This window comes from Streptomyces sp. Tu 3180 (assembly GCF_009852415.1).
Classification (GTDB): domain Bacteria; phylum Actinomycetota; class Actinomycetes; order Streptomycetales; family Streptomycetaceae; genus Streptomyces.
Window position 1 is genome coordinate 7,809,709 of the sequence record NZ_WOXS01000002.1, and the last position, 20,625, is coordinate 7,830,333.

Consider the following 20,625-nt stretch of genomic DNA (forward strand, 5'->3'; position numbering starts at 1 on the left):
GCGCCGGCCCCCTCCGGCCCCGGCGCACGGTCCCCGGCTCCCCGTCACGCCAGCTGCCGCCGCACCAGCTCGTACAGCCGGCCGTTCGTGTCGGCGAGCAGCAGGGCGGGCGGGCCCTGCTGCACCACCTTGCCGTCCTCCATCACCACGACCCGGTCCGCGTCCAGCACCGTCGACAGCCGGTGCGCGATGACGATCCGGGTCGCCCGCAGGGCCTTGGTGCTCTCGATCACCGTGCGCTGCGTCGCGTTGTCCAGGGCGCTGGTCGCCTCGTCGAAGAAGAGGATCCGCGGCCGGCGGATCAGCGCCTGGGCGATCATCAGCCGCTGCCGCTGACCGCCGGAGACCGCGCCGCCGCCCGAGACGATGGTGTGCAGCCCCATCGGCATGCGCCTGATGTCCTCGGCGAGCCCCGCCATCTCGGCCGCCGCCATCGCCTCCTCGGGCGTGTACGCCTCGGTGCCGCAGATGACGTCCAGGACGGAACCGGTGAACGGCTGGGCGTGCTGGAGCACCACCCCGCACTGTCGGCGCACCGCCGACCGGTCCAGGGCGGCCAGGTCCTGGCCGTCGTACAGCACGCTGCCGGACACGGGCCTGTCGAAGCCGATCAGCAGTCGCAGCAGGGTGGACTTGCCGCAGCCGCTCGGCCCGACGATCGCCACGAACTCGCCGGGACGCACCTCGAAGGACACGTCGTCGAGGACCAGCGGACCGTCGTCGGAGTAGCGGAAGGACAGCCGCCGCGCCTCGATCGCCCCGGTCAGCGGGCCCGGCCGGGTGCTCGCCGCGCGCACCTCGGGCGTGGCGTCCAGCACCGGCTTGATCTGCTCGAACAGCGGCAGCGCGGCCACCCCGGAGACGAACGCGCCGGTCAGCTGGGTGACCGAGGTGAGCACCATCGTCATCGACGTGCTGAAGGTGAGGAACTCGGCCGCCGTCATCGAGCCGCGCGCCGGGCCCGCGAGGAGCATGAACATCGCCAGCGTGCACAGCGGCAGGTAGACCGCGCCCAGCACCGCCGTCAGGTTCTTGATCCGGCCCGCCCTCTGCTGGAGCTCGCGGCTGCGGGCGAACTCGGACGCCCAGGCGGCGTACGCGTAGTTCTCCGCCGCGGCCACCCGCAGCTTCGGCAGGCCGCGCAGGGTCTGGAAGGCCTGGTTGTTCAGCTTGTTGGTGAGCACCACCAGGCGCCGCTGCCAGCGCACCTGCCACAGTCCGAGCCCCAGGAACACGCCCGCGACGACGACCAGCATCCCGATCGCGGCCAGCGCCATCGGCACGCTGAACCACAGCAGCAGCCCCAGGTTCACGGCGCCCACGGTGACCGACTGCGCCACCGTGGGACCGACCCCGGCCAGCAGCCGGCGGATCGCGCTGATGCCCATGGCGGCGCTCGCCAGCTCACCGGTCGACCGCTCGGTGAAGAAGCGGGTCGGCAGCCGCAGCAGCCTGTCCCAGACGGCCGGCTGGAGCGTCGCCTCCACCCGGCCCTCCAGGCGCAGCAGCGTGAGGTTCTGCAGCAGCATGAAGGCGGCGGCCACCACGCTGCTCAGGATCACCGCGAGGCACACCTGCACGATCAGGTCGGTCCGCGCCCTCGGCACGAACTCGCCGAGCACCTTGCCGGTCGCGAGGGGCACCAGGGCCCCGAGCGCCACCGTCACCAGGCCGCTCAGCAGCAGGCCGGCCAGATCACCGCGCGTCCCCGTCATGCAGAACCGCAGCAGCCCCAGCGGGCTCAGGCGGCGCTCGGGCAGCGGGCGGTAGAACATCACCGCGCGGGGCTCGAACTCCTCGGCGTTCGCCTTCTCGACCGGTGTCTCCCTGCCGGTCGCGGGATGCACCGCCACGTAGCCGCCGCGCCGCCACAGCAGCGCCACCGGGGCGCCGGACAGGGCCCGGTGGCCCACCAGCGGGCCGACGTCGTCCCGCCACCAGCGGCCGGACAGCCGCACCACGCGGGTGCGGACCCGGGAGGCCAGGGCGACCCGCTCGACCGGATCGAGCCGGTCCCCGCCGGTGCCGGCCTGCGCGGGCGCGGCGAGCGGGATGCCGGCCGCCCGGGCGACCAGCTCGCACGCCGCGTACGTGGCGTCCGCGTCGGCCGCCGTGGTGCGCCGCCCCGACCGCTTGCCGATGGAGGCGAGCAGCGTCCGGTCGGCCTGGACCCGCACCGCCTCACCGGCCTTGATGCCCTCGGCGGTGCGCGTCTCGTGGGTGTGTTCCAGCTGCTCGATCCACCGGTCCAGCGTGGTCATCAGCCGGTACTGCTGGTCGACCATGCTCTGCCACAGGGCCGGGTCCATCAGCAGGTCGGCCGCGGCCTCCGCGCCGTACAGCGAGCCGTACTGCACGCTGCCCGGCGGCACCTGCATCCAGAGGACGTCGTCGTCGGTGGGGGCCGCGGCCCGCTCGGTGGCCATCGGCGCCTGGAACAGCACCGACAGACCGCGGCCCGCGCCGAGCGCGAGGGCGTACTCCAGCGGGCTCGTCGTCGGCGGCACGTACTGCGGGTTGCCGTACTCGTCGTAGGACCAGGTCTGGGTGCCGGCCGGCTGGTACAGCTCGCGCAGGCCGATGCGGTGCACCACGCAGTCCCGCAGCGGGCGCGCCACCAGCGTGTGCGTCGGACCGGCCACCGGACCCAGCACCAGTGCCCCCGCCTCCAGCCGGCCCAGATGGTGCCAGTGGCCCTGCCGCTCGGCGTCGACCGCGAACAGGTCCACCGCGCCCGCCGCGATGAGCCACAGCACCTGCGGCCCTTCCAGGTCCAGGCGGCTGAACCCGGCGCAGTCGATCGGCGTGCCCAGCGAGCCGAGCGCGCCCAGGACGAGGTCGCCGCCCTGGCTCTCGTGCACGGTCGTCATCTCATCGCTCCCTGACCAGCGCCGCGTACGCGCCGCCGCGCGCCACCAGTTCCTCGTGCCGTCCGCGTTCCACGACCGTGCCGTGGTCCAGGACGACGATCTCGTCGCTGTCGCGCACCGTGCTCAGCCGGTGCGCGATCACCACACAGGCGCAGCCCCGCCGGCGCAGGTTGTCCATCACGACCAGCTCCGTCTCGGCGTCCAGCGCGCTGGTCACCTCGTCCAGCACCAGGATGCTCGGCCGCCGCACCAGGGCCCGCGCGATCTCCAGGCGCTGGCGCTGACCGCCGGAGAAGTTCCGGCCGTCCTGCTCGACCGGGCTGTGGATGCCGCCCGGCCGGCGCATGATCACGTCGTACAGCGCCGCGTCCCTGAGCGCCTCCACCACGGCCTCGTCCGGGATCGACGGGTCCCACAGCGCCACGTTGTCGCGGACGGTCCCCTCGAACAGGAACACGTCCTGGTCGACGAAGGAGACGGACGCGGCCAGCGCCCCGCGCGGGATGTCCTCGATGCGCTGCCCGTCGATCCGGATCACGCCCTCCCACGGCGTGTACAGACCCGAGATCAGCCGGGACACCGTGGACTTGCCGCTGCCGGAGCCGCCGACCAGCGCCACCTGCTGCCCGGGACCCACGGTCAGGTCGAACCCGGTCAGCAGCGGCTTGTCCAGCGGGTTGTAGCCGAAGGTGAGGTTCTGCAGCTCGACGTGGCCGTCCAGACGGCGCGTCGACCCACCGGCGCCGGGACGGCCGTAGAGCGGGTCCGCCCGGAAGTTCTCCACGTCCTTCAGCCGGGCCACGTCCGCGGCGAAGTCCTGGATCCGGCCCGCCACGCCGTTGAGCCGGGTCAGCGGGGCGGTGAACCGGGCGACCAGCGCCTGGAACGCGACCAGCAGACCGACCGAGATGTGCCCCTCGACCGCCCGCACGCCGCCGATCCACAGGATCAGCGCGCTGTTGAGGGTGGCGAGCGTCGGCGCGACGATGCCGAGCCAGGCGCTCGGCACGCCGAGCCGCTGCTGCTCCTCCAGGGTCGTGGCGTGCTGCCCGGCCCACTTGCGGAAGTAGCCGTCCTCCCCGCCGGTCGCCTTCATCGTCTCGATCAGCTGCAGACCGGTGTAGGCCGTGTTGGTGAGCCGCGCCGTGTCCGCGCGCAGCTTCGCGGTACGGGTGGCGCGCAACCGGATGACGATCCGCACCGCCACGATGTTCAGCAGCGCCACCCCGATGCCCACGAAGGTCAGCTGCGGGTCGTACGTGTACAGCAGCACCGCGTACAGCACGACCACCACCGCGTCCACGCCCGCCGCCGACAGGTCGCGGGCCAGCGTCTCGGCCACCGCGTCGTTGGACTGCAGCCGCTGCACCAGGTCGGCCGGGCTGCGCTGGGAGAAGAACGTCACCGGCAGGCGCAGCAGATGGCGCAGGAAACGGGCGCTGGAGAGCGTGGAGGAGATGATCCGGCCGTGCAGCAGATTGGCCTGCTGGAGCCAGGTCAGCACCAACGTGAGCAGTACGCACGCGCCCATCGACGCGAACAGCACGCCCAGCATCGAGGTCCGCTCGCCGATCAGGAACTCGTCGATGAAGGTGCGGCTCAGTCCGGGCACCGCCGCGCCGACCGCGACCAGCAGCAGGCTCGACAGCACCACGGCGGGCATCGTCCCGGCGGTACCGCGCAGCCGGGCCGGCATCGCGCCGAGCACGCCCGGCCTGCGGCCGCCCCGGGTGAAGTCCTCGCCGGGCTCCATCACCAGGACGACCCCGGTGAAGCTGCCGTCGAACTCCTCCAGGGGGACGAACCGGCGGCCCTTGCCGGGGTCGTTGATGAACACCCCGCGGCGGCCGAACCGGCGGCCCATGCCGTCGTAGACGACGTAGTGGTTGAACTCCCAGAACAGGATGGCCGGCGCGCTCACCTCGGCGAGGGCGGCCAGGTCCATCTGCATGCCCTTGGCGGTCAGCCCGTACCCACGGGCCGCCTTCAGCAGGTTGCTGGCGCGCGAGCCGTCCCGCGAGACACCGCAGGCGATGCGCAGCTCCTCCAGCGGGACATGGCGGCCGTAGTGGCCGAGCACCATCGCGAGGGAGGCGGCGCCGCACTCCACCGCCTCCATCTGGAGCACGGTGGGCGTACGGACGGTCTTCGCCCGGGACCTGGGCACCTCGCGCTTCGGCGGGGCGGCACGGCGCCTGCCGCGGGTCTCCTGGGTGGTGGTCACGGCAGCAGCCAATCGACGGGACGCCGGTCGGCCAGCCGGATCGAACCCGTGGCCAGGGTCATCGAGGTGAGCGGGAACGGCGGGCCGTCCGCGGAGGACCACGCGTAGCCGCTCTCGGTGGCGGACGACCTCTCCAGCTCGACCGTGACGGCCACCGGCCTTCCCTCCTCGGTGAACTGCTCGCCGAGCCGGCTGTCGCCGAGGAACGCGGCGATCTGCTGGGCGGACCGGGCCGAGCGGTCCACCGACTTCACCTCGCCGCGCAGCACGCCGTACTCCTGGCTCGGCACCGACTGCACGGTCAGGTCGACGGGGGCGTGCGCGGGGATGCCGGCGGCGTTCTCGGCGGGGACGTACACCGTCGCGTACAGCGGGGCCTTCGCGCGGGAGACCTTCTCCACGGCGGCGACGTTCGCGCCGGTCCGGATGATCTGCCCGACACTGGCGGCGAGCGCGGTGATCCGGCCCGCGTCGAGGGTCCGCACCACGGTGTCGCCCCGGGCGGTGCGCACCTTCAGGACGGGGGAGCCGGCGGGCAGTCGCTCGCCCTCCTCGGCGAGGACGGCGGTGACCTGACCGGCGACGGGGCTCTGCAGGACGTAACTGCCCTGTCCGTACGTGAGAACGGCGGGCGCGCTGACCGTGGAGGAAACCGATCCGGTCACCGCCCACACCGAGGCGGCCGCCATCGCGACCACCGTCACGGACAGCACCAGCCAGCCCTGCGGCCGGGCGAAGCGCACCGGGAGGTCGAGCTCCTCCGGCGACTGGAGCCTGGCGAGGGCCTGTTGGCGGAACTGCACGGGTCTTCCCCCACCTGCGTGAACTGAACGACGTACTGCGGGCGCCGGCGCGCCGGCCGGAGAGGCGACGGCACCGCCGAGTCCCGGAGCCGGGGGCGGCTCCGGGACTCAGTGACACGAGGGCGCGATCAGAGACCGGCGACCAGGTTCGTGACCGGGGCGGTGTTCAGGCCGGTGACACCCTCGACGGTGCCGACGGCCGTGTCGACCAGGGCGGAGACCGGGGCGATGCTGTCCACCGCGCCCGTGAGGGTGTTCACGGCGTTCACGGACAGGCCGCCGGAGACGCTGTCGAGGTCGGCGTCGGAGATCTCGGCGGTCTCGACCTGGGGGGTGGAGTTCATGATGGAACTTCCCTTCGTATGGATATTTCACAAGGGGGGAGCGGCCCCCTCTGGGGGACAGACGAAGGCCGCGACCGCGGGCGCCGAACGCCCGTCGCCGGGAGCCCGGAACGGCCTTGCGGTGCGATGGATCAAAGCACGCCGCGGGCACGGGCTTCCAATCAACCAAACGTCCCACCAGGCAACTTGCGCCGCGCCGGCGTCCAAGCGTGCAGACGAGGGCACGGCTCGATGGCGACTTCTTCACATGCCCCACCGCATCGCCCCGCCCGGTCGCTTGCGCCCCTCGGAGCGGAATCCGGCACACCGGCCCCAAAGGCGTGGCCGCCCCTTCGGCGTGTGGAGGGATCCGGGCTCCGGTGACCGGCTTGGGCATTCGATGTGCAGATTCGCTGAAGCCGAGACTCCGCTCCCTGGCCGTGACCCTCCGCTCACACCGCGTCGCGCACCGTGTCAGCCCAGGAGCGCGTAGACCGTGCTCGCGCGGGCGGCGACGAGCCCCGACTCCTCGGCGGTCATCGTGATGTCGGCGAACGCCATCCGGCGGCCGATCTTGGTGAGCACCGCCTCGACCAGGACGTCCGAACCGGTCACCGCGCGCTGGAAGGACGTCGACTGCTGGACCGTCGTCATGGGCACGTAGGCACCCCGGGCGGCCGACACGGCGATCACGGTCGCCGTGTCGGCGGCGGCCATCAGCGCCTGCCCCGACAGCGCACCGCCCTCCCGGGCCAGCCGCCGCGACCAGGGCAGCCGCAGGACCGCGCGGTCGCCGCCCAGCACCTCCACGGACAGGCCGAGTTCGAGGACCCAGGGGGCGAAGTTGGCGGAGAGGACCTTGTCGGCCTCCGCAGCGTTCATCGTCATGAGGGGGATCGTTCCCGCCGCGCGTGGGCCGGATGCGGCAGCCGGTGGTTTCCCGCCGTCAGGAGAGCGTCCCCGCACCGGGATTGAACGCCCCACGGGGCCCGTGCGTACCACCAGCCGTCCAGGCGCCCCCGACGGCCGCCGAACGGCGGCGCGACTCCGGTCCCCCAGGAGGTCGAGAAGTTTGAGTCACAAGCGAATTCCGAAGCGCAAGGCCGCGATAGCGGCGGGCAGCGTGGTGGCACTCGGTGCGGCCGCGATCCTGCTCCCGAACGCCAACGCGTCGCAGGACGGCGCGTCGGACGGCGCCGCGGCCGCGCCGAGGACCCTGAAGGCGACGGACGCCTCGGATCTCGCCTCGCAGCTCGCCGGGCTCCTCGGCGACGCGTTCGCCGGCTCCTACTACGACGGCGACAAGCAGCAGCTCGTCGTCAACGTGGTACCGGGCGACGACAACAACGTGATCGTGCTGGCCGAGAAGGCGGGCGCGGCCGTCCGCGAGGTCGACAACAGCATGGCCGAGCTGGAGGCCGGAGCGCGGACGCTCAAGGCGAGGGCGACCATCCCCGGCACCTCGTGGGCCGTCGACCCGCGCACCAACAAGATCCTGGTCACCGCCGACAGCACCGTCACCGGCGACGAGTGGGACCGGCTGGAGTCCACCGTGCGGAGCCTCGGCCCCGGCATGGCGACCGTCAAGAAGTCCGCGGGCACGTTCAAGACGTTCGCCTCGGGCGGCGATGCCATCTTCGCCGGCGGTTCCCGCTGCTCCCTCGGCTTCAACGTCACCGCGGGCGACGGCTCGCCCGCCTTCCTGACCGCCGGTCACTGCGCCCTCGCGGGCGACCGGTGGTCGGACAGCCAGGGCGGGCAGCCGATCGCCACCGTCGACCAGGCCGTCTTCCCCGGCGAGGGGGACTTCGCGCTCGTCAGGTACGACGACCCCGCGACCCGGGCGCCCGGCGAGGTCGACCTCGGCGACCAGACGGTCCCGGTCTCCCGGGCGGCGGAGGCCACCGTCGGCCAGGAGGTGTTCCGGATGGGCAGCACCACCGGCCTCGCCGACGGCCGGGTGCTCGGTCTGAACGCCACGGTGAACTACCCGGAGGGCACGGTCACCGGTCTCATCCAGACCGACGTCTGCGCCGAGCCCGGCGACAGCGGCGGCTCGATGTTCACCCGGGACGGTCTCGCCATCGGCCTGACCTCGGGCGGCAGCGGCGACTGCACCGTGGGCGGCGAGACGTTCTTCCAGCCGGTCACCACGGCCCTGGCGGCGGTCGGAGCGACCCTCGGAGCCGGCGGCGCGGGCGCCGGCGACCAGGCGGGTGCCGGCGAGGAGGCCGGCGGTCAGGAGGCCGGTGGCGAGGGGGCCGGCGCGGGTGACCAGGCAGGCGGCGAGGGGGCCGGTGCGGGAGCCGGCCAGGACGCCGTGGAGGGCTCCGGTCCGGCCCGGTCCCACTGACGGCGCCTCAGCGGCACGGCGCCCCCGGACCCGGTCCCGCCACCCAGCCGTGGTGGGGCCGGGTCCGGCGATCGAGGATCAGCCCCGCGGCAGCGCCCGGAGCAGCAGCAGCGCGATGTCGTCCAGGCGGCCCTCCGCGTCCGCGGCGTGCCGGACCAGGGCGTCGGCGAGGTCGTCCAGGGGGCGGTCGCCGAGATCGGTGAGGCGGCGGCCCAGGTCGGCGAGGGCGTCCTCGAAGTCGGTGCCGGGGGACTCGACCAGGCCGTCGGTGTAGAGGACGAGCAGCGAACCGGGGGAGAAGGCGACCTCGGTCGACGGATAGGCCGCCGGGCCGACGATGCCCAGCAGCGGCCCGCCCGCGAGGTCCAGCACCCGCACCCGCCCGTCCGGCCTGCGCAGCAGCGGCGGCGGATGACCCGCACGGGACATCACGGCCCGCCCGCGCGCGGGATCGAGCCGCAGGTACAGACAGCTCGCGAACAGCTCGGAACCCAGGTCGAGCAGCAGCCGGTTGGTGCTGCGCATGACCTCCTCGGGCGGCTGCCCGACGGCCGTGTACGCGCGCACGGCCGTGCGGACCTGCCCCATCAGCCCGGCCGCCGTCACGTTGTGCCCCTGGACGTCCCCGATCACCGCCGCCGCCGTGCCCCGCGTCGGCACCAGGTCGTAGAAGTCGCCCCCGATCTCCATGCCCTGCGTGGCCGGCAGGTAGCGGGCGGCCGCCTCGATCCCGGCCAGCGACGGCAGCGTGTGCGGCAGCAGCGCCTCCTGCAGCCCGTGCGCGAGCCGGTGCTTGGTGTCGTAGAGCAGGGCCCGCTCCAGCGCCTGGGCGATCAGCCCGGCCAGGGAGGTGAGCACCGCCCGCTCCTCCGTCGCGAAGTGGTGCGGTGCCGAGTACGACAGCACGCACGTCCCCACCGGGCGCCCCGAGGCGATCAGCGGCAGGTACGCCCACGCGGAGAACTCGGAGGGGTTCACGAGCAGCGCCGGATACAGGCGCTCGATCTCCTCACGGGTCCCGAAGAACGCGGGCACGCCGGTGCGCAGCACCTGGCTGCCCGGGATCGGCTCCGACAGCGGCCTCCCGTCGAACCGCTCCACGACCTGCGGATCCGCGTAACCGCGGTGCCCCAGCACCCGCAGCCGGCCCGCCCGTGAACCGAGGACCACCAGCCCCTGGCTGCCCACCGCCGGCGCGATCTCGTCCGCGACCAGCTGCACCACGTCCTGCACCCCGACCGCCTCGGTCAGCGCACCGGCCAGGCTCAGCACCTGGGAGATGGTGACCAGACGCGTCGAGGTGGGCCCGGGCCGCGGCGCGGTGCGGTTCATCTCCGTCACCGCGCGCGCCCGGCTGATGCGGACGCTCAGCCCGGTCGTGCTCGGGTACAGCCGGAAGGACAGCCACTCGCCGGGCGGACGCAGCGCCACGAAGGAGGTGACGTGCTGGCTGAACAGCGCGGCCCGGTACCGGTCCTCGTACACGGGATCGTTCAGCCACGGCACCGACGCCCACAGATGGGCGCCGAGCAGCCGGGCGACCGGGACGCCCAGCAGCTCGGCCGCGGCGGCGTTGGCGAAGCCGACCCGCCCGTGCACGTCGAGCGAGCACAGGCCGTACGGCAGCCGCGACACCATCCGCGCCGCCTCCACCGTGCCGAGCGTGCCGGCCACGCCCCCCACCAGCGGTGCGGCCACCAGGTCCGGTTCGGGCGGCAGGGGCAGACTCTGCTCGGCGGCCCGCTCCAGCCGCACCGCCAGCCGGTCGCAGGCGGCGGTCAGGTGATCGCGCTCCCGGTCGGACAGCTCCTGCGGGTGGGTGCCGGGCCAGGTCACGAAGACCGCGCCGTACGCCCTGGTCGCGGTCGCCACCGGCAGCGCCGCCAGCGAGAAGGGGTACGGCAGCACCACGGCGATCCGGGGATAGCGGCGCGCCATCTCCTCCTCGCCGCCGACCCAGACCAGCCGCCGCTCGCGCACCGCGTCCGACACCGGGATCGGGGCGCTCAGGCCCACCCGCTCCCACGGAGCCGCGAACGCGCGGGGGAGTCCGGCCATCACCGCCATCTCCAGCACGGGGTGGTCCGGCGAGAGCAGGTACACCGCCCCCGAGTGGGCGTGCACCTCGTCCATCATCGAGGCCAGCGTCAGGGACAGCATCGGACGGCCGACCGGCGTCCTCGCACCCGCCGGCGCCCGCGCGGACGTCTGCCCCTCGGACACGCCGACCACCTCCTCGCACGGCCGTGCCACCGCCCCCGGGACCCAATCTCCTCCCTGCCGGGCCGTCGCGCACCGCGAGCGGCGGGGAACGGCGCGGAACGGGGTCGTGCGCCCGGGCCGCGGACGCCTCGCCGCCCGCTCCGGAGGGCGGCGCCCCACCCGTCACCTCCCGCCCCGGCACCGCGCCGCGGGCGCCGGGAGGAGTCCCCCCCCGGGGGGCGTGCCACAGGGCGGAGCGCCGCCCCACGCGCGGGCGACGCGTGACGCGCGCCCGCCGCTCCTGTGAGCGGCCCCGGACCGCTCACAGGGGCTGCGCAGGGGTCCCATAAGCGCTGTAATGGCCAACGTGGTCGGTGAGGGCGCTGCGGGACGCAGCACGAGAACGCTGCGTGCGGAAGGCGCTCTGAGGGCGATCGCGGCCGACCGGGAAACCCCCGAGCGGACGCGCAGGGTCCTGGAGCAGGTCCTCGTCTTCGCCGGCGCGGCGTTCGCCGCCGTGTACACGCCCGGTGCGGACGGTGAGCTGCTGTGCCTCGTGGAGTCCGTCGGAGTGCCGAGGACCCTGTGCGGGGTGCGCGACAGCTATCCCGTCGCCGGGCGTTCCCCGGCGGCCGAGGCCCACCGGAGCGGGCGGCCGGTGTGGCTCGGTCCGGAGGACCTCGCCGCGCAGGCCCAGTCGCGGCGCGTGCCGAGCCGCGCCTTCTTCCTGGCGGCCCTGCCCCTGCGCGGCGGCGGCTGCCTGCTCGCGGTGAGCGAGCACCCCGGCGGTTTCGACGCCGACGACCGCCTCAGCCTCGATCTCGTCGCCGACCGGCTCGCCTTCCCCGCGGTACCCGCGGCCGTCGACGGCGGTGACCTGCCGCCGGGCGCCTTCAGCCTGGCCATGGACACCGGCCGGGTCCGGGTGGGCGAGGACATCCTGGACCTGTTCGGCCTCGACCCGGACGACTTCGACGGACGGGTGGAGACGCTGCTGGGCCTGACCGTGCCGGAGGACCTGCCCTCGCTGATGTCCGTGGTCGAGGCCGACCACATGTCGATCGGCGAGCGGGAACTGGAGTTCCGGGTGCTGCAGCCCGCCGGCCCGCCCAGGTGGCTGCGGCTGCGCGGCCGGCTGATACCCGGCGGCGAGGGACGCCCGGCCCGCCTCGTGGGCTCCGTAGCCGACGCCTCCACGCTGCGCTCCGACATCACGGACGTCGCCCGGGTCCAGCGGCTCGCCGCCGCGCTGGCCACCGCGGTCACCGTGCACGACGTCGGCAAGGCCGTGGTCGCCGCGCTGCGCCGGCCGCTGCGGGCCGACCGGATCGCGCTCGCCGAGCTGGAGAGCGACCGGCTCGTCGTCACCGTCCTCGACCCGCCGGAGCCGGAGGCGTGGCCGCAGCTGTGGCGCGCGGAGTGGCGCACCGAGTGGCCCGACGCGCCCGTGCGCACCATGCCCACCCTCGCCGCCGCGCTGCGCGAGGGCCGCGCCGCCCTGTGGCCCGAGGGCTCCCCCCTGGAGACCGCCCTCGCCGAGGTCGGCCCGGGCGGCCTGGCCGTGCTGCCGCTGCCCGCCGGGAACCGCATGGCCGGCGCCTGTCTGATCGGCTGGGACGCCCCGCACGACTTCGGCGCCGACGAGCGCGCCCTGCTCACGGCGGCCGCCGGACTCGCCGGACAGGCGCTGATGCGGGCCCGCGCCTTCGACGCCGAGCACGAGCTGGTCGGCATGCTCCAGCGCCAGCTGCTGCCGCGCCGCCTGCCCCGGCTGCCGGGCGCGGTCGCGGTCGCCCGCTACCTGCCCAGCACGGCCGGTCTGGAGCTCGGCGGTGACTGGTACGACGTGATCCCGCTGCCGGACAACCACGTCGCCCTCGTCATCGGCGACGTCCAGGGCCACAGTGCCGGCGCCGCCACCCTCATGGGCCAGATGCGCACCGCGCTGCGCGCCTACGCCGTCGAGGGCCACCCCCCGGACGTGGTGGTGTCCCGCGCCAACCGGCTGCTCGTCGACATGGAGACCGACCTCTTCGCCACCTGTTGCTATGTCGACATCGACATGGAGGAGGGGTTCGCCTGGTACGTACGCGCCGGACACCTGCCGCCGGTGGTGCGCCACCCGGACGGCTCCACCGAGACCATGGAGGCCGAGGGCGGCCCGCCGCTCGGGGTGATGGCCCAGGCCGAGTTCCCCATGAGCCCGATCAGGCTCCGGCCCGGCACGATGGTCGCCCTCACCACGGACGGCCTGGTGGAGTCCGCCGACACCGACATCGACGAGGGCATGGACCGCCTCGCCCGGCACCTGTCCGCCGCCGATCCCGCCCACCCGGGGCTCGTCGCGGACGCCCTGCTCGGCGACGCCCCGCGCAGTGACGACGTCGCCCTGCTGCTCGTGCGGTACGACGGCATGGCCACGCGCCCGCTGCGGGAGAGCTGGACGGTGTGGCGGGTGCCCCAGGCGGTCGGGCACGCCCGCCGCTTCGCCCGGCGCACCCTGCGCTCCTGGGGGGTGACCGAGGACCTCGACGCGGCGCTGCTCGCCGTCTCCGAGCTGGTCACCAACGCCCTGGTGCACACCGACGGCCAGGTCCGCCTCGACCTCACCCTGATCAACGACCGGCTGCGCCTGGCCGTCGCCGACGCCTCGCCCCGCACCCCCGTCAAGCCCACCAGCATCAACTGGGAGGCCACGGGGGGCCGGGGCATCCTGCTCGTCGAGGCGGTGGCGGCGGCGTGGGGGACGCTTCCGGTCAGCGGGGGCAAGCAGGTGTGGGCGGAGTTCGTCCTGCGGGGGTGAGACCCCGCAGGACCCTCAGAGCAGCTTCAGCAGCTCCTCGGCGAGCGGCGCGGAGGACGCCGGGTTCTGCCCGGTGACCAGGTTGCGGTCGGTCACCACGTTCGGCGCCCACGGCTCCCCGGTCCGCACGCGCACACCGGCCTCGGTGAGCCGGTCCTGGAGCAGCCACTTCACCTTGCCGGCGAGACCGCCCTGCGTCTCCTCGGCGTTGGTGAACGCCGCCACCTCGTAGCCGGCGAAGGCGTTCGTCCCGTCGTCCCGCACGGCGGCGAGCAGGGCGGCCGGGCCGTGGCAGACCACGGCGAGCGGCTTGCCCGACTCCAGCGCCCCGGTGAGCAGCCGGCCGGAGTCGGGGTTCACGGCCAGGTCCTCCATGGGACCGTGGCCCCCGGGGTAGAAGACGGCCGCGTACTCGTCCAGGCGGACGTCCTCCAGCGGGACGGGCCGCTGGAGCTCGGTGAAGGACCGCAGCGCCGCCGCGATCCGGTCGGCGTTCTCCTGGCCGCCGTTCATCTCGGGGGTGAGGGACCCCCGGTCGACGGGAGGCACGACCCCGCCGGGCGTGGCGACGACGACCTCGTGGCCCGCGGCCCGGAACGCCTCGTAGGGCGCGACGGCCTCCTCGGCCCAGAAACCGGTGGGGTGCGTGGTGCCGTCGGCCAGGGTCAGGCGGTCGGCGCCGGTGACGACGAACAGGATCCTCGACATGTGCTCACTTCCCGATGCGCGGAGGGCTTCGATGCCTCGACGGTAGGGTGCCCGCCCCCTGGAATTCCAATGTCTGCTTCCATGGCAGTCATAGGGAGTCCTATGGATGATCGGAGCGGGCCGCAGCCCGGCACGCACAGGCCTCCCGTACGCTCGTCGGCGTGAGGCACAGCGATTCCCATGGCTCCGCCGAGGCCGGCGCGGCCCCGCCCGCGCAGCCCGACCTGAATCTGCTGCGCACCTTCCTGACGGTGTACCGGTCCGGGTCCTTCACGGCCGCCGCCCAGCTGCTGGGCCTGTCCCAGCCCACCGTCACGACCCAGATCCGCTCGCTGGAACGGCACACCGGCCGCGAGCTGTTCGAACGGCTGCCCCGCGGCGTCGCGCCCACCGCCGTGGCCGACGAGCTGGCCGCCCGGATCGCCGCCCCGCTCGACGCGCTCGCCGAGGCCACCGGACACGGCTCGCCCGGCCGCGCCCGCCCCCGGCCGGTCCACCTCGCCGGACCCGCCGAACTGCTCTCCACCCGGGCGCTGCCCGCGCTCGCCCCGCTGGTGGCCCGGGGGACGCGGCTGCGCGTCACCACGGGCCTGACCGACCCGCTGCTCGACGAACTGCGCACCGGCCGCCACGACTTGGTCATCGCCACCAGCCGGCCGCGCGGCCGCACCCTGTCCGCGGTGCCGCTGGCCGACGAGGAGTTCGTCCTGGTCGCCGCGCCCGCCCTGGCCGACGGGGTGCGCGGGCGCCTCGCCGCCGAGGGCCCCGGCGCGCTGCACGGCGTCCCCCTGCTCACCTACGCCGAGGACCTGCCCATCGTCCGCCGCTACTGGAGGCACGTCTTCGGCCGGCGGCTGAACTGCCACGCCGCCGTCTCCGTCCCGGACCTGCGGGCGGTGCTGGCCCTGGTCGTGGCCGGGGCCGGCTTCAGCGTGCTGCCGCGCTACCTGTGCGCCGGGGAACTGGCCGACGGCGCCCTGGTCCCGCTCGACGAGCCGGAGGACGCCCCGATCAACACCAGCTTCCTGGTGCAGCGGCCCGGTACCTCGGACAACCCCCATGTCGCGCTCGTCCGCGACCGCCTGCTGGAGGCCGCCCGCGCCTGGTGAGCGGGCGGCCCGGCCGGGTACCCGGTCCGCGAAGGGAGGAGAAGGGAAGAGAAGACGGAAAGAGGGGAGAGAGGCACGTCATGACACAGCATGTCCGCGACATCATGACCGGCGCGCCGGTGAGCGTCGGGCCGCAGACTTCCGTCGCCGAGGTCGCCCGCATCATGCGCGACCGCGATCTCGGGGCCGTCCTGGTCACGGACGGCGACGAACTGCGCGGACTGGTCACCGACCGCGACCTGGTGGTGCGGTCGGTCTCCCGGGGCGGCGACCCGGAGGAGACCACCGTCTCCGGGGCGTGCAGCGAGGACCTGGTGACCGTCGGCCCCGACGACGACCTGGACCGTGCGGTGCGGCTGATGCGCGAGCGCGCCGTGCGCCGCGTCCCGGTCGTCGAGAACGGGCACCCCGTCGGCATCGTCTCCCTCGGCGACGTCGCGATGGAACGCGACTCGGAGTCCGCGCTCGGCGACATCAGCGTGGCCAGGCCCAACACCTGAGGGCACCACCTCGCCCGGGGCCGGGAACTCCCGCCCCGGGCGCGCGCGTTGAAGGCGGGACGGGCACCGCGCGTTTGTCCGGCGGGGCGCCGGGGACCCGGGGCGGCAGCGGATGCAGAAGGAAGATGATGCGTCGTGATCCCGGAGATCGGTGACACACCCCGGCCCCGCCGGCCGGAGAGCGGGTGGGCGAGGGCCCGGCGACTGCGGGGCGAGGAGCCCCTGCGGACCTGCCTGCCCGCCGTGGACCGCGGCGCCTCCGGCGCCCCGGGCCGGGACACGGAGGGAAACATCGTGAGAGGCGAGGATTAGCCGGGATCCGGGCGACTCATCGGTCCCCTCCCGGGATTTCGTAATGAACGAGTAAAACAAGTGATGTTCGTTCCGCCGGAACACGACTATGGTGAGCCAGATGAAGGCTCTCGTGCTGTCCGGCGGTGCCGGAACCCGGCTGAGGCCGATCACCCACACCTCGGCGAAACAGTTGGTGCCCGTGGCCAACAAGCCCGTGCTCTTCTACGGGTTGGAGTCCCTCGCGGACGCGGGCATCACCGACGTCGGGATGATCGTCGGTGATACGGCCGCGGAGATCGAGGACGCGGTCGGCGACGGATCGAAGTTCGGCCTGCAGGTCACCTACATCCCCCAGGAGAAACCCCTCGGACTCGCCCACGCGGTGCTGATCGCCCGCGACTGGCTGGGTGACGACGACTTCGTGATGTACCTCGGCGACAACTTCATCGTCGGCGGCATCACCGGTCTCGTCGAGGAGTTCCGCAGGCACCGGCCCGACGCGCAGATCCTGCTCACCCGCGTCGCCGACCCCCGCGCCTTCGGGGTCGCCGAACTCGACCCGTCCGGGCGGGTCATCGGCCTGGAGGAGAAGCCGGACGCCCCCAAGAGCGACCTCGCCCTCGTCGGCGTCTACCTGTTCACGCCCGCCATCCACGAGGCGGTGCGCGCCATCAGGCCCTCCTGGCGCGGCGAACTCGAGATCACCCACGCCATCCAGCACCTGATCGACTCCCGCGCCGACGTGCGCTGCACGGTCATCCAGGGCTACTGGAAGGACACCGGCAACGTCGTCGACATGCTGGAGGTCAACCGGTCCGTCCTCGAAGGCGTCGAGCGCCGCATCGACGGTGAGGTGGACGCCGGCTCGCAGACCATAGGCCGGGTCGTCGTGGAGCAGGGGGCGCGGATCGTGAACTCACGCATCGTCGGCCCCGCCGTCATCGGCGCCGGCACGGTCGTCAGCGACTCCTACGTCGGCCCCTTCACCTCGGTCGCGGAGAACTGCCGGATCACCGACAGCGAACTCGAGTTCTCCATCGTGCTGCGGGACTCCTCCATCGACGGCGTCGGCCGCATCGAGTCCTCGCTGATCGGCCGGCACGTCGAGGTGACCCCGGCACCGGGCGTCCCCAGCGCCCACCGACTCGTCCTCGGAGACCACAGCAAGGTGCAGATCCATTCATGAACCTCCTCGTCACCGGCGCCGCCGGCTTCATCGGCTCCCGCTACGTCCGCATGCTGCTCGACTCCGACGCGCCCGACGCGCCGAGGATCACCGTGCTGGACGCGCTCACCTACGCCGGCACCCTCGACAACCTCGAACTCGGCCACCCCCGGCTGGAGTTCGTGCACGGCGACATCCGCGACGCCGAACTCGTCGGCAAACTGGCGGCCGAGGCCGACCAGGTGGTCCACTTCGCCGCCGAGTCCCACGTCGACCGCTCCATCCTCACCGCCTCCGACTTCGTCCTCACCAACGTGGTCGGCACCCAGGTCCTGCTCGACGCGGCCCTGCGCCACGGGGTGGGCACCTTCGTGCACGTCTCCACCGACGAGGTCTACGGATCGATCGCGTCCGGCGCGGCGACCGAGGAGCACCCGCTCCGGCCCAGCTCCCCGTACTCGGCCTCCAAGGCCTCCTCCGACCTGCTCGCCCTGGCCTACCACCGCACCCACGGCCTGGACGTCCGCGTCACCCGCTGCTCCAACAACTACGGCCCGCACCAGTTCCCCGAGAAGGTCATCCCGCTCTTCGTCACCCACCTCCTCGAGGGCAAGAAGGTCCCGCTCTACGGCGAGGGCCTCAACGTCCGCGACTGGCTGCACGTCGACGACCACTGCGCCGGCGTCGAGCTCGTCCGCACCGCGGGACGCCCCGGAGAGGTCTACAACATCGGCGGCGGCACCGAACTCACCAACAGGGAACTCACCGGCCTGCTCCTTCAGGCCTGCGGCGCCGGCTGGGACCGGGTGGAGTACGTCGAGGACCGCAAGGGCCACGACCTGCGCTACTGCGTCGACTGGTCCAAGGCCCGCGACGAACTCGGCTACCGCCCGCGCCACGACTTCACCGCCGGCCTGGCCGAGACCGTCGCCTGGTACCGGGACCACCGCGCCCGGTGGGAGCCGCTCAAGCGGCGCGTCGCGGGGGAGCGGGCATGACCTGGCTGGTCACCGGCGCGGGCGGCATGCTCGGCCGCGACGTCGTCGGCGAACTGACCCGGCGCGGCGAGCGGGTCACCGGCCTCGACCGCACCGCCCTCGACATCACCCGGGCCGACGCCGTGGAACGGGCGCTCGCCGAGCACCGTCCCGCCCTCGTGGTCAACTGCGCCGCGTACACGGCCGTCGACGACGCCGAGACGGACGAGGAGCGCGCCACCGCGGTCAACGGCGACGGGCCGCGCCTGCTCGCCCGCGCCTGCGCCGCCCACGGCGCCCGGCTGGTCCACGTCTCCACCGACTACGTCTTCTCCGGGGACGCCCGCACCGCCCCCTACCCGGAGGACCACCCCACCGCCCCGCGCACCGCCTACGGCCGCTCCAAGCTCGCCGGCGAGCGGGCCGTGCTGGAGGAACTCCCCGGGGCGAGCGCCGTCGTGCGCACCGCTTGGCTCTACGGGGTCCACGGCACCAGCTTCGTGCGGACGATGATCGGTCTCGAAGCCCGCCGCCCCACCGTCGACGTCGTCGACGACCAGCGCGGGCAGCCCACCTGGAGCGCGGACGTCGCCGAGCGCATAGCCGACCTCGGCCCCCGCCTCGGCGACGGCGCGCACGGCGTCTTCCACGCCACCAACTCCGGCGAGGCCACCTGGTACGACCTGGCCCGGGAGGTGTTCCGGCTGATCGGCGCCGACCCCGACCGGGTCCGGCCCACCACCACCGCGGCCTTCCCGCGCCCCGCGCCGCGCCCCGCGTACAGCGCCCTCGCGCACGGCCGCTGGCAGGAGATCGGCCTGCCGGCGCCACGCGACTGGCGTGCCGCCCTGCACGAAGCACTGCCCGGAATCCGCAAGGAGAGTCACCCTCGTGAAACGCCATGAGTTCCTGCGGGAACTGCACAAGGTCAGCGCCAACCGCAACTACCTGGAGATCGGCGTCAACGACGGCCGCAGCCTGCGCCTGTCACGCGTCCCCAGCATCGCGGTCGACCCCGCCTTCAAGGTGGTCTCGGAGCTGAAGTGCGACGTCCACCTGGTGAAGGCCACCAGCGACGACTTCTTCGCCCGCGACAACCCGCTGCAGCACCTCAAGGGCGGCCGGCACCCGCTGCGCAACCTGCGCCGGGGCCGCAGCCCCTTCGGCCACTGGCGCCGCACCACGCTCGACCTGTCGTTCATCGACGGCATGCACCTGTTCGAATACGCCCTGCGCGACTTCATGAACGTCGAGAAGCACTCCGACTGGTCCAGCGTGATCGTCCTGGACGACATGCTGCCGCGCAGCGTGGACGAGGCCGCCCGCGACCGGCACACCACCGCCTGGACCGGTGACGTCTACAAGATCACCGAGGTGCTGGCGCGCTACCGTCCCGACCTGGTGACCGTGCTGGTCGACACCCAGCCCACCGGCCAGCTGGTGGTCTTCGGCGCCGACCCGGGCAACACGGTGCTGCACGACAAGTACGACGAGATCATGGCCGAGTACAAGGTGCCCGACCCGCAGAAGGTGCCCGAGGCGATCCTGGAGCGGGCCGGGGCGGTGCCGCCCGAGGCGCTGCTGCGGGCCGGGTTCTGGCGCGCGCTCACCCAGGCCCGCAACCGCGGCCTGCCGCGGCGCGTGGGCTGGGAGCCCCTGCGCCGCGCCCTGGAACAGGTCGGCGTCAGCCGCTGAGCCCCCTGCCGCGCAGCTCCTCCCGGCGTGCGCGGCAGGCCTCGTACGAGGGCAGCAGGCCGAGGCGCTCCGCCTCGGCCAGCGTGGGCGCCTGCTCGTCCTTCGGGGACAGCACCGGGTCGACGCCCTCCGGCCAGGCGATCCCGAGGGCCGGGTCCAGCGGGTGCACGCCGTGCTCGCGCTCGGGCGCGTAGCCGGTCGAGCACAGGTACACCACGGTCGCGTCGTCGGTGAGCGCCATGAAGGCGTGCCCGAGCCCCTCGGCGAGGAACACCGCGTGCCGGGTGTCGTCGTCGAGCCGCACCGCCTCCCAGCGCCCGTAGCCGGGAGAGCCCACCCGCAGGTCGACCACCACGTCGAGGACCGCCCCGCGCACACAGGTCACGTACTTGGCCTGACCGGGCGGCACGTCCGCGAAGTGCACCCCGCGCAGCACGCCCCGGCGGGACACCGAGCAGTTGGCCTGCGCCAGCGAGAGGTCGTGGCCCGTCGCCTCGCGGAACTCCTCGCCCCGGTACCACTCGTGGAAGCTGCCCCGCTCGTCCGGGAAGACCTTGGGCTCGAGGACCCAGGCCCCTTCGATCTCCAGCGCCCGCACG

16 protein-coding genes are annotated in these 20,625 nt (G+C 73.7%); 8 read left to right on the forward strand and 8 right to left on the reverse strand.

The features are described from left to right. Nucleotides 1–44: 44 nt before the first annotated feature. The 5 genes from GL259_RS35170 to GL259_RS35190 form a co-directional block, all read right to left on the reverse strand. Complete coding sequence (locus GL259_RS35170) at nucleotides 45–2,870, reverse strand: NHLP bacteriocin export ABC transporter permease/ATPase subunit (RefSeq protein ID WP_159537530.1); 2,826 nt, start codon at nucleotides 2,868–2,870, stop codon at nucleotides 45–47. A 1-nt stretch (nucleotide 2,871) separates the two neighbouring features. Then, nucleotides 2,872–5,094: an NHLP family bacteriocin export ABC transporter peptidase/permease/ATPase subunit gene (locus tag GL259_RS35175; RefSeq protein WP_159537532.1), complete on the reverse strand. Its 2,223-nt coding sequence runs from the start codon at nucleotides 5,092–5,094 to the stop codon at nucleotides 2,872–2,874. Beyond that, entirely contained in the window at nucleotides 5,091–5,897 is an 807-nt protein-coding gene (locus GL259_RS35180) for an HlyD family efflux transporter periplasmic adaptor subunit (protein ID WP_159537534.1), read from the reverse strand. Before GL259_RS35180 ends, GL259_RS35175 begins: the two co-directional genes overlap by 4 nt. 128 nt (nucleotides 5,898–6,025) lie before the next feature. Further along, nucleotides 6,026–6,241 (reverse strand): type A2 lantipeptide, encoded by a 216-nt coding sequence (locus tag GL259_RS35185; protein ID WP_159537536.1) that lies wholly within the window; start codon nucleotides 6,239–6,241, stop codon nucleotides 6,026–6,028. A gap of 453 nt (nucleotides 6,242–6,694) precedes the next feature. After that, a complete protein-coding gene (locus GL259_RS35190) occupies nucleotides 6,695–7,108 on the reverse strand; it encodes a PaaI family thioesterase (RefSeq protein WP_159537538.1) in 414 nt (137 codons plus the stop codon). A 184-nt stretch (nucleotides 7,109–7,292) separates the two neighbouring features. Between GL259_RS35190 and GL259_RS35195 the strand changes: the two genes are divergently transcribed. After that, nucleotides 7,293–8,573: a S1 family peptidase gene (locus GL259_RS35195; RefSeq protein WP_159537540.1), complete on the forward strand. Its 1,281-nt coding sequence runs from the start codon at nucleotides 7,293–7,295 to the stop codon at nucleotides 8,571–8,573. Between the two features lie 78 nt (nucleotides 8,574–8,651). On the opposite strand, the gene GL259_RS35200 is transcribed toward GL259_RS35195, so the two are convergent. After that, a complete protein-coding gene (locus tag GL259_RS35200) occupies nucleotides 8,652–10,796 on the reverse strand; it encodes a SpoIIE family protein phosphatase (RefSeq protein WP_159537542.1) in 2,145 nt (714 codons plus the stop codon). Nucleotides 10,797–11,133: 337 nt separating this feature from the next. Between GL259_RS35200 and GL259_RS35205 the strand changes: the two genes are divergently transcribed. Beyond that, complete coding sequence (locus GL259_RS35205; protein WP_159537544.1) at nucleotides 11,134–13,578, forward strand: SpoIIE family protein phosphatase; 2,445 nt, start codon at nucleotides 11,134–11,136, stop codon at nucleotides 13,576–13,578. 15 nt (nucleotides 13,579–13,593) lie between these two features. On the opposite strand, the gene GL259_RS35210 is transcribed toward GL259_RS35205, so the two are convergent. Continuing rightward, entirely contained in the window at nucleotides 13,594–14,286 is a 693-nt protein-coding gene (locus tag GL259_RS35210; RefSeq protein ID WP_159537546.1) for a type 1 glutamine amidotransferase domain-containing protein, read from the reverse strand. 161 nt (nucleotides 14,287–14,447) lie between these two features. On the opposite strand from GL259_RS35210, the gene GL259_RS35215 reads away from it, so the two are divergent. From GL259_RS35215 to GL259_RS35240, 6 genes are all read left to right on the forward strand, one after another. Further along, nucleotides 14,448–15,395, forward strand: a complete 948-nt coding sequence (locus GL259_RS35215; RefSeq protein WP_159537548.1) for a LysR family transcriptional regulator — start codon at nucleotides 14,448–14,450, stop codon at nucleotides 15,393–15,395. 80 nt (nucleotides 15,396–15,475) lie between these two features. Beyond that, the gene (locus GL259_RS35220) at nucleotides 15,476–15,895 is read left to right on the forward strand and encodes a CBS domain-containing protein (protein WP_159537550.1); all 420 of its coding nucleotides are present in this window, start codon (nucleotides 15,476–15,478) and stop codon (nucleotides 15,893–15,895) included. A 412-nt stretch (nucleotides 15,896–16,307) separates the two neighbouring features. Further along, entirely contained in the window at nucleotides 16,308–17,375 is a 1,068-nt protein-coding gene (locus GL259_RS35225; protein ID WP_159537552.1) for a glucose-1-phosphate thymidylyltransferase, read from the forward strand. After that, the gene (gene rfbB / locus GL259_RS35230; protein WP_159537554.1) at nucleotides 17,372–18,352 is read left to right on the forward strand and encodes a dTDP-glucose 4,6-dehydratase; all 981 of its coding nucleotides are present in this window, start codon (nucleotides 17,372–17,374) and stop codon (nucleotides 18,350–18,352) included. The genes GL259_RS35225 and rfbB overlap by 4 nt, the downstream gene beginning before the upstream one ends. Next, the gene (gene rfbD, locus GL259_RS35235; protein WP_159537556.1) at nucleotides 18,349–19,236 is read left to right on the forward strand and encodes a dTDP-4-dehydrorhamnose reductase; all 888 of its coding nucleotides are present in this window, start codon (nucleotides 18,349–18,351) and stop codon (nucleotides 19,234–19,236) included. The genes rfbB and rfbD overlap by 4 nt, the downstream gene beginning before the upstream one ends. Next, nucleotides 19,223–20,026: a class I SAM-dependent methyltransferase gene (locus tag GL259_RS35240; RefSeq protein WP_159537558.1), complete on the forward strand. Its 804-nt coding sequence runs from the start codon at nucleotides 19,223–19,225 to the stop codon at nucleotides 20,024–20,026. Before rfbD ends, GL259_RS35240 begins: the two co-directional genes overlap by 14 nt. Here GL259_RS35240 and rfbC read toward each other — a convergent pair. Beyond that, entirely contained in the window at nucleotides 20,016–20,624 is a 609-nt protein-coding gene (gene rfbC, locus GL259_RS35245) for a dTDP-4-dehydrorhamnose 3,5-epimerase (protein ID WP_159537560.1), read from the reverse strand. The two genes, GL259_RS35240 and rfbC, sit on opposite strands and share 11 nt — an antisense overlap. Between the last annotated feature and the right edge of the window lies 1 nt (nucleotide 20,625).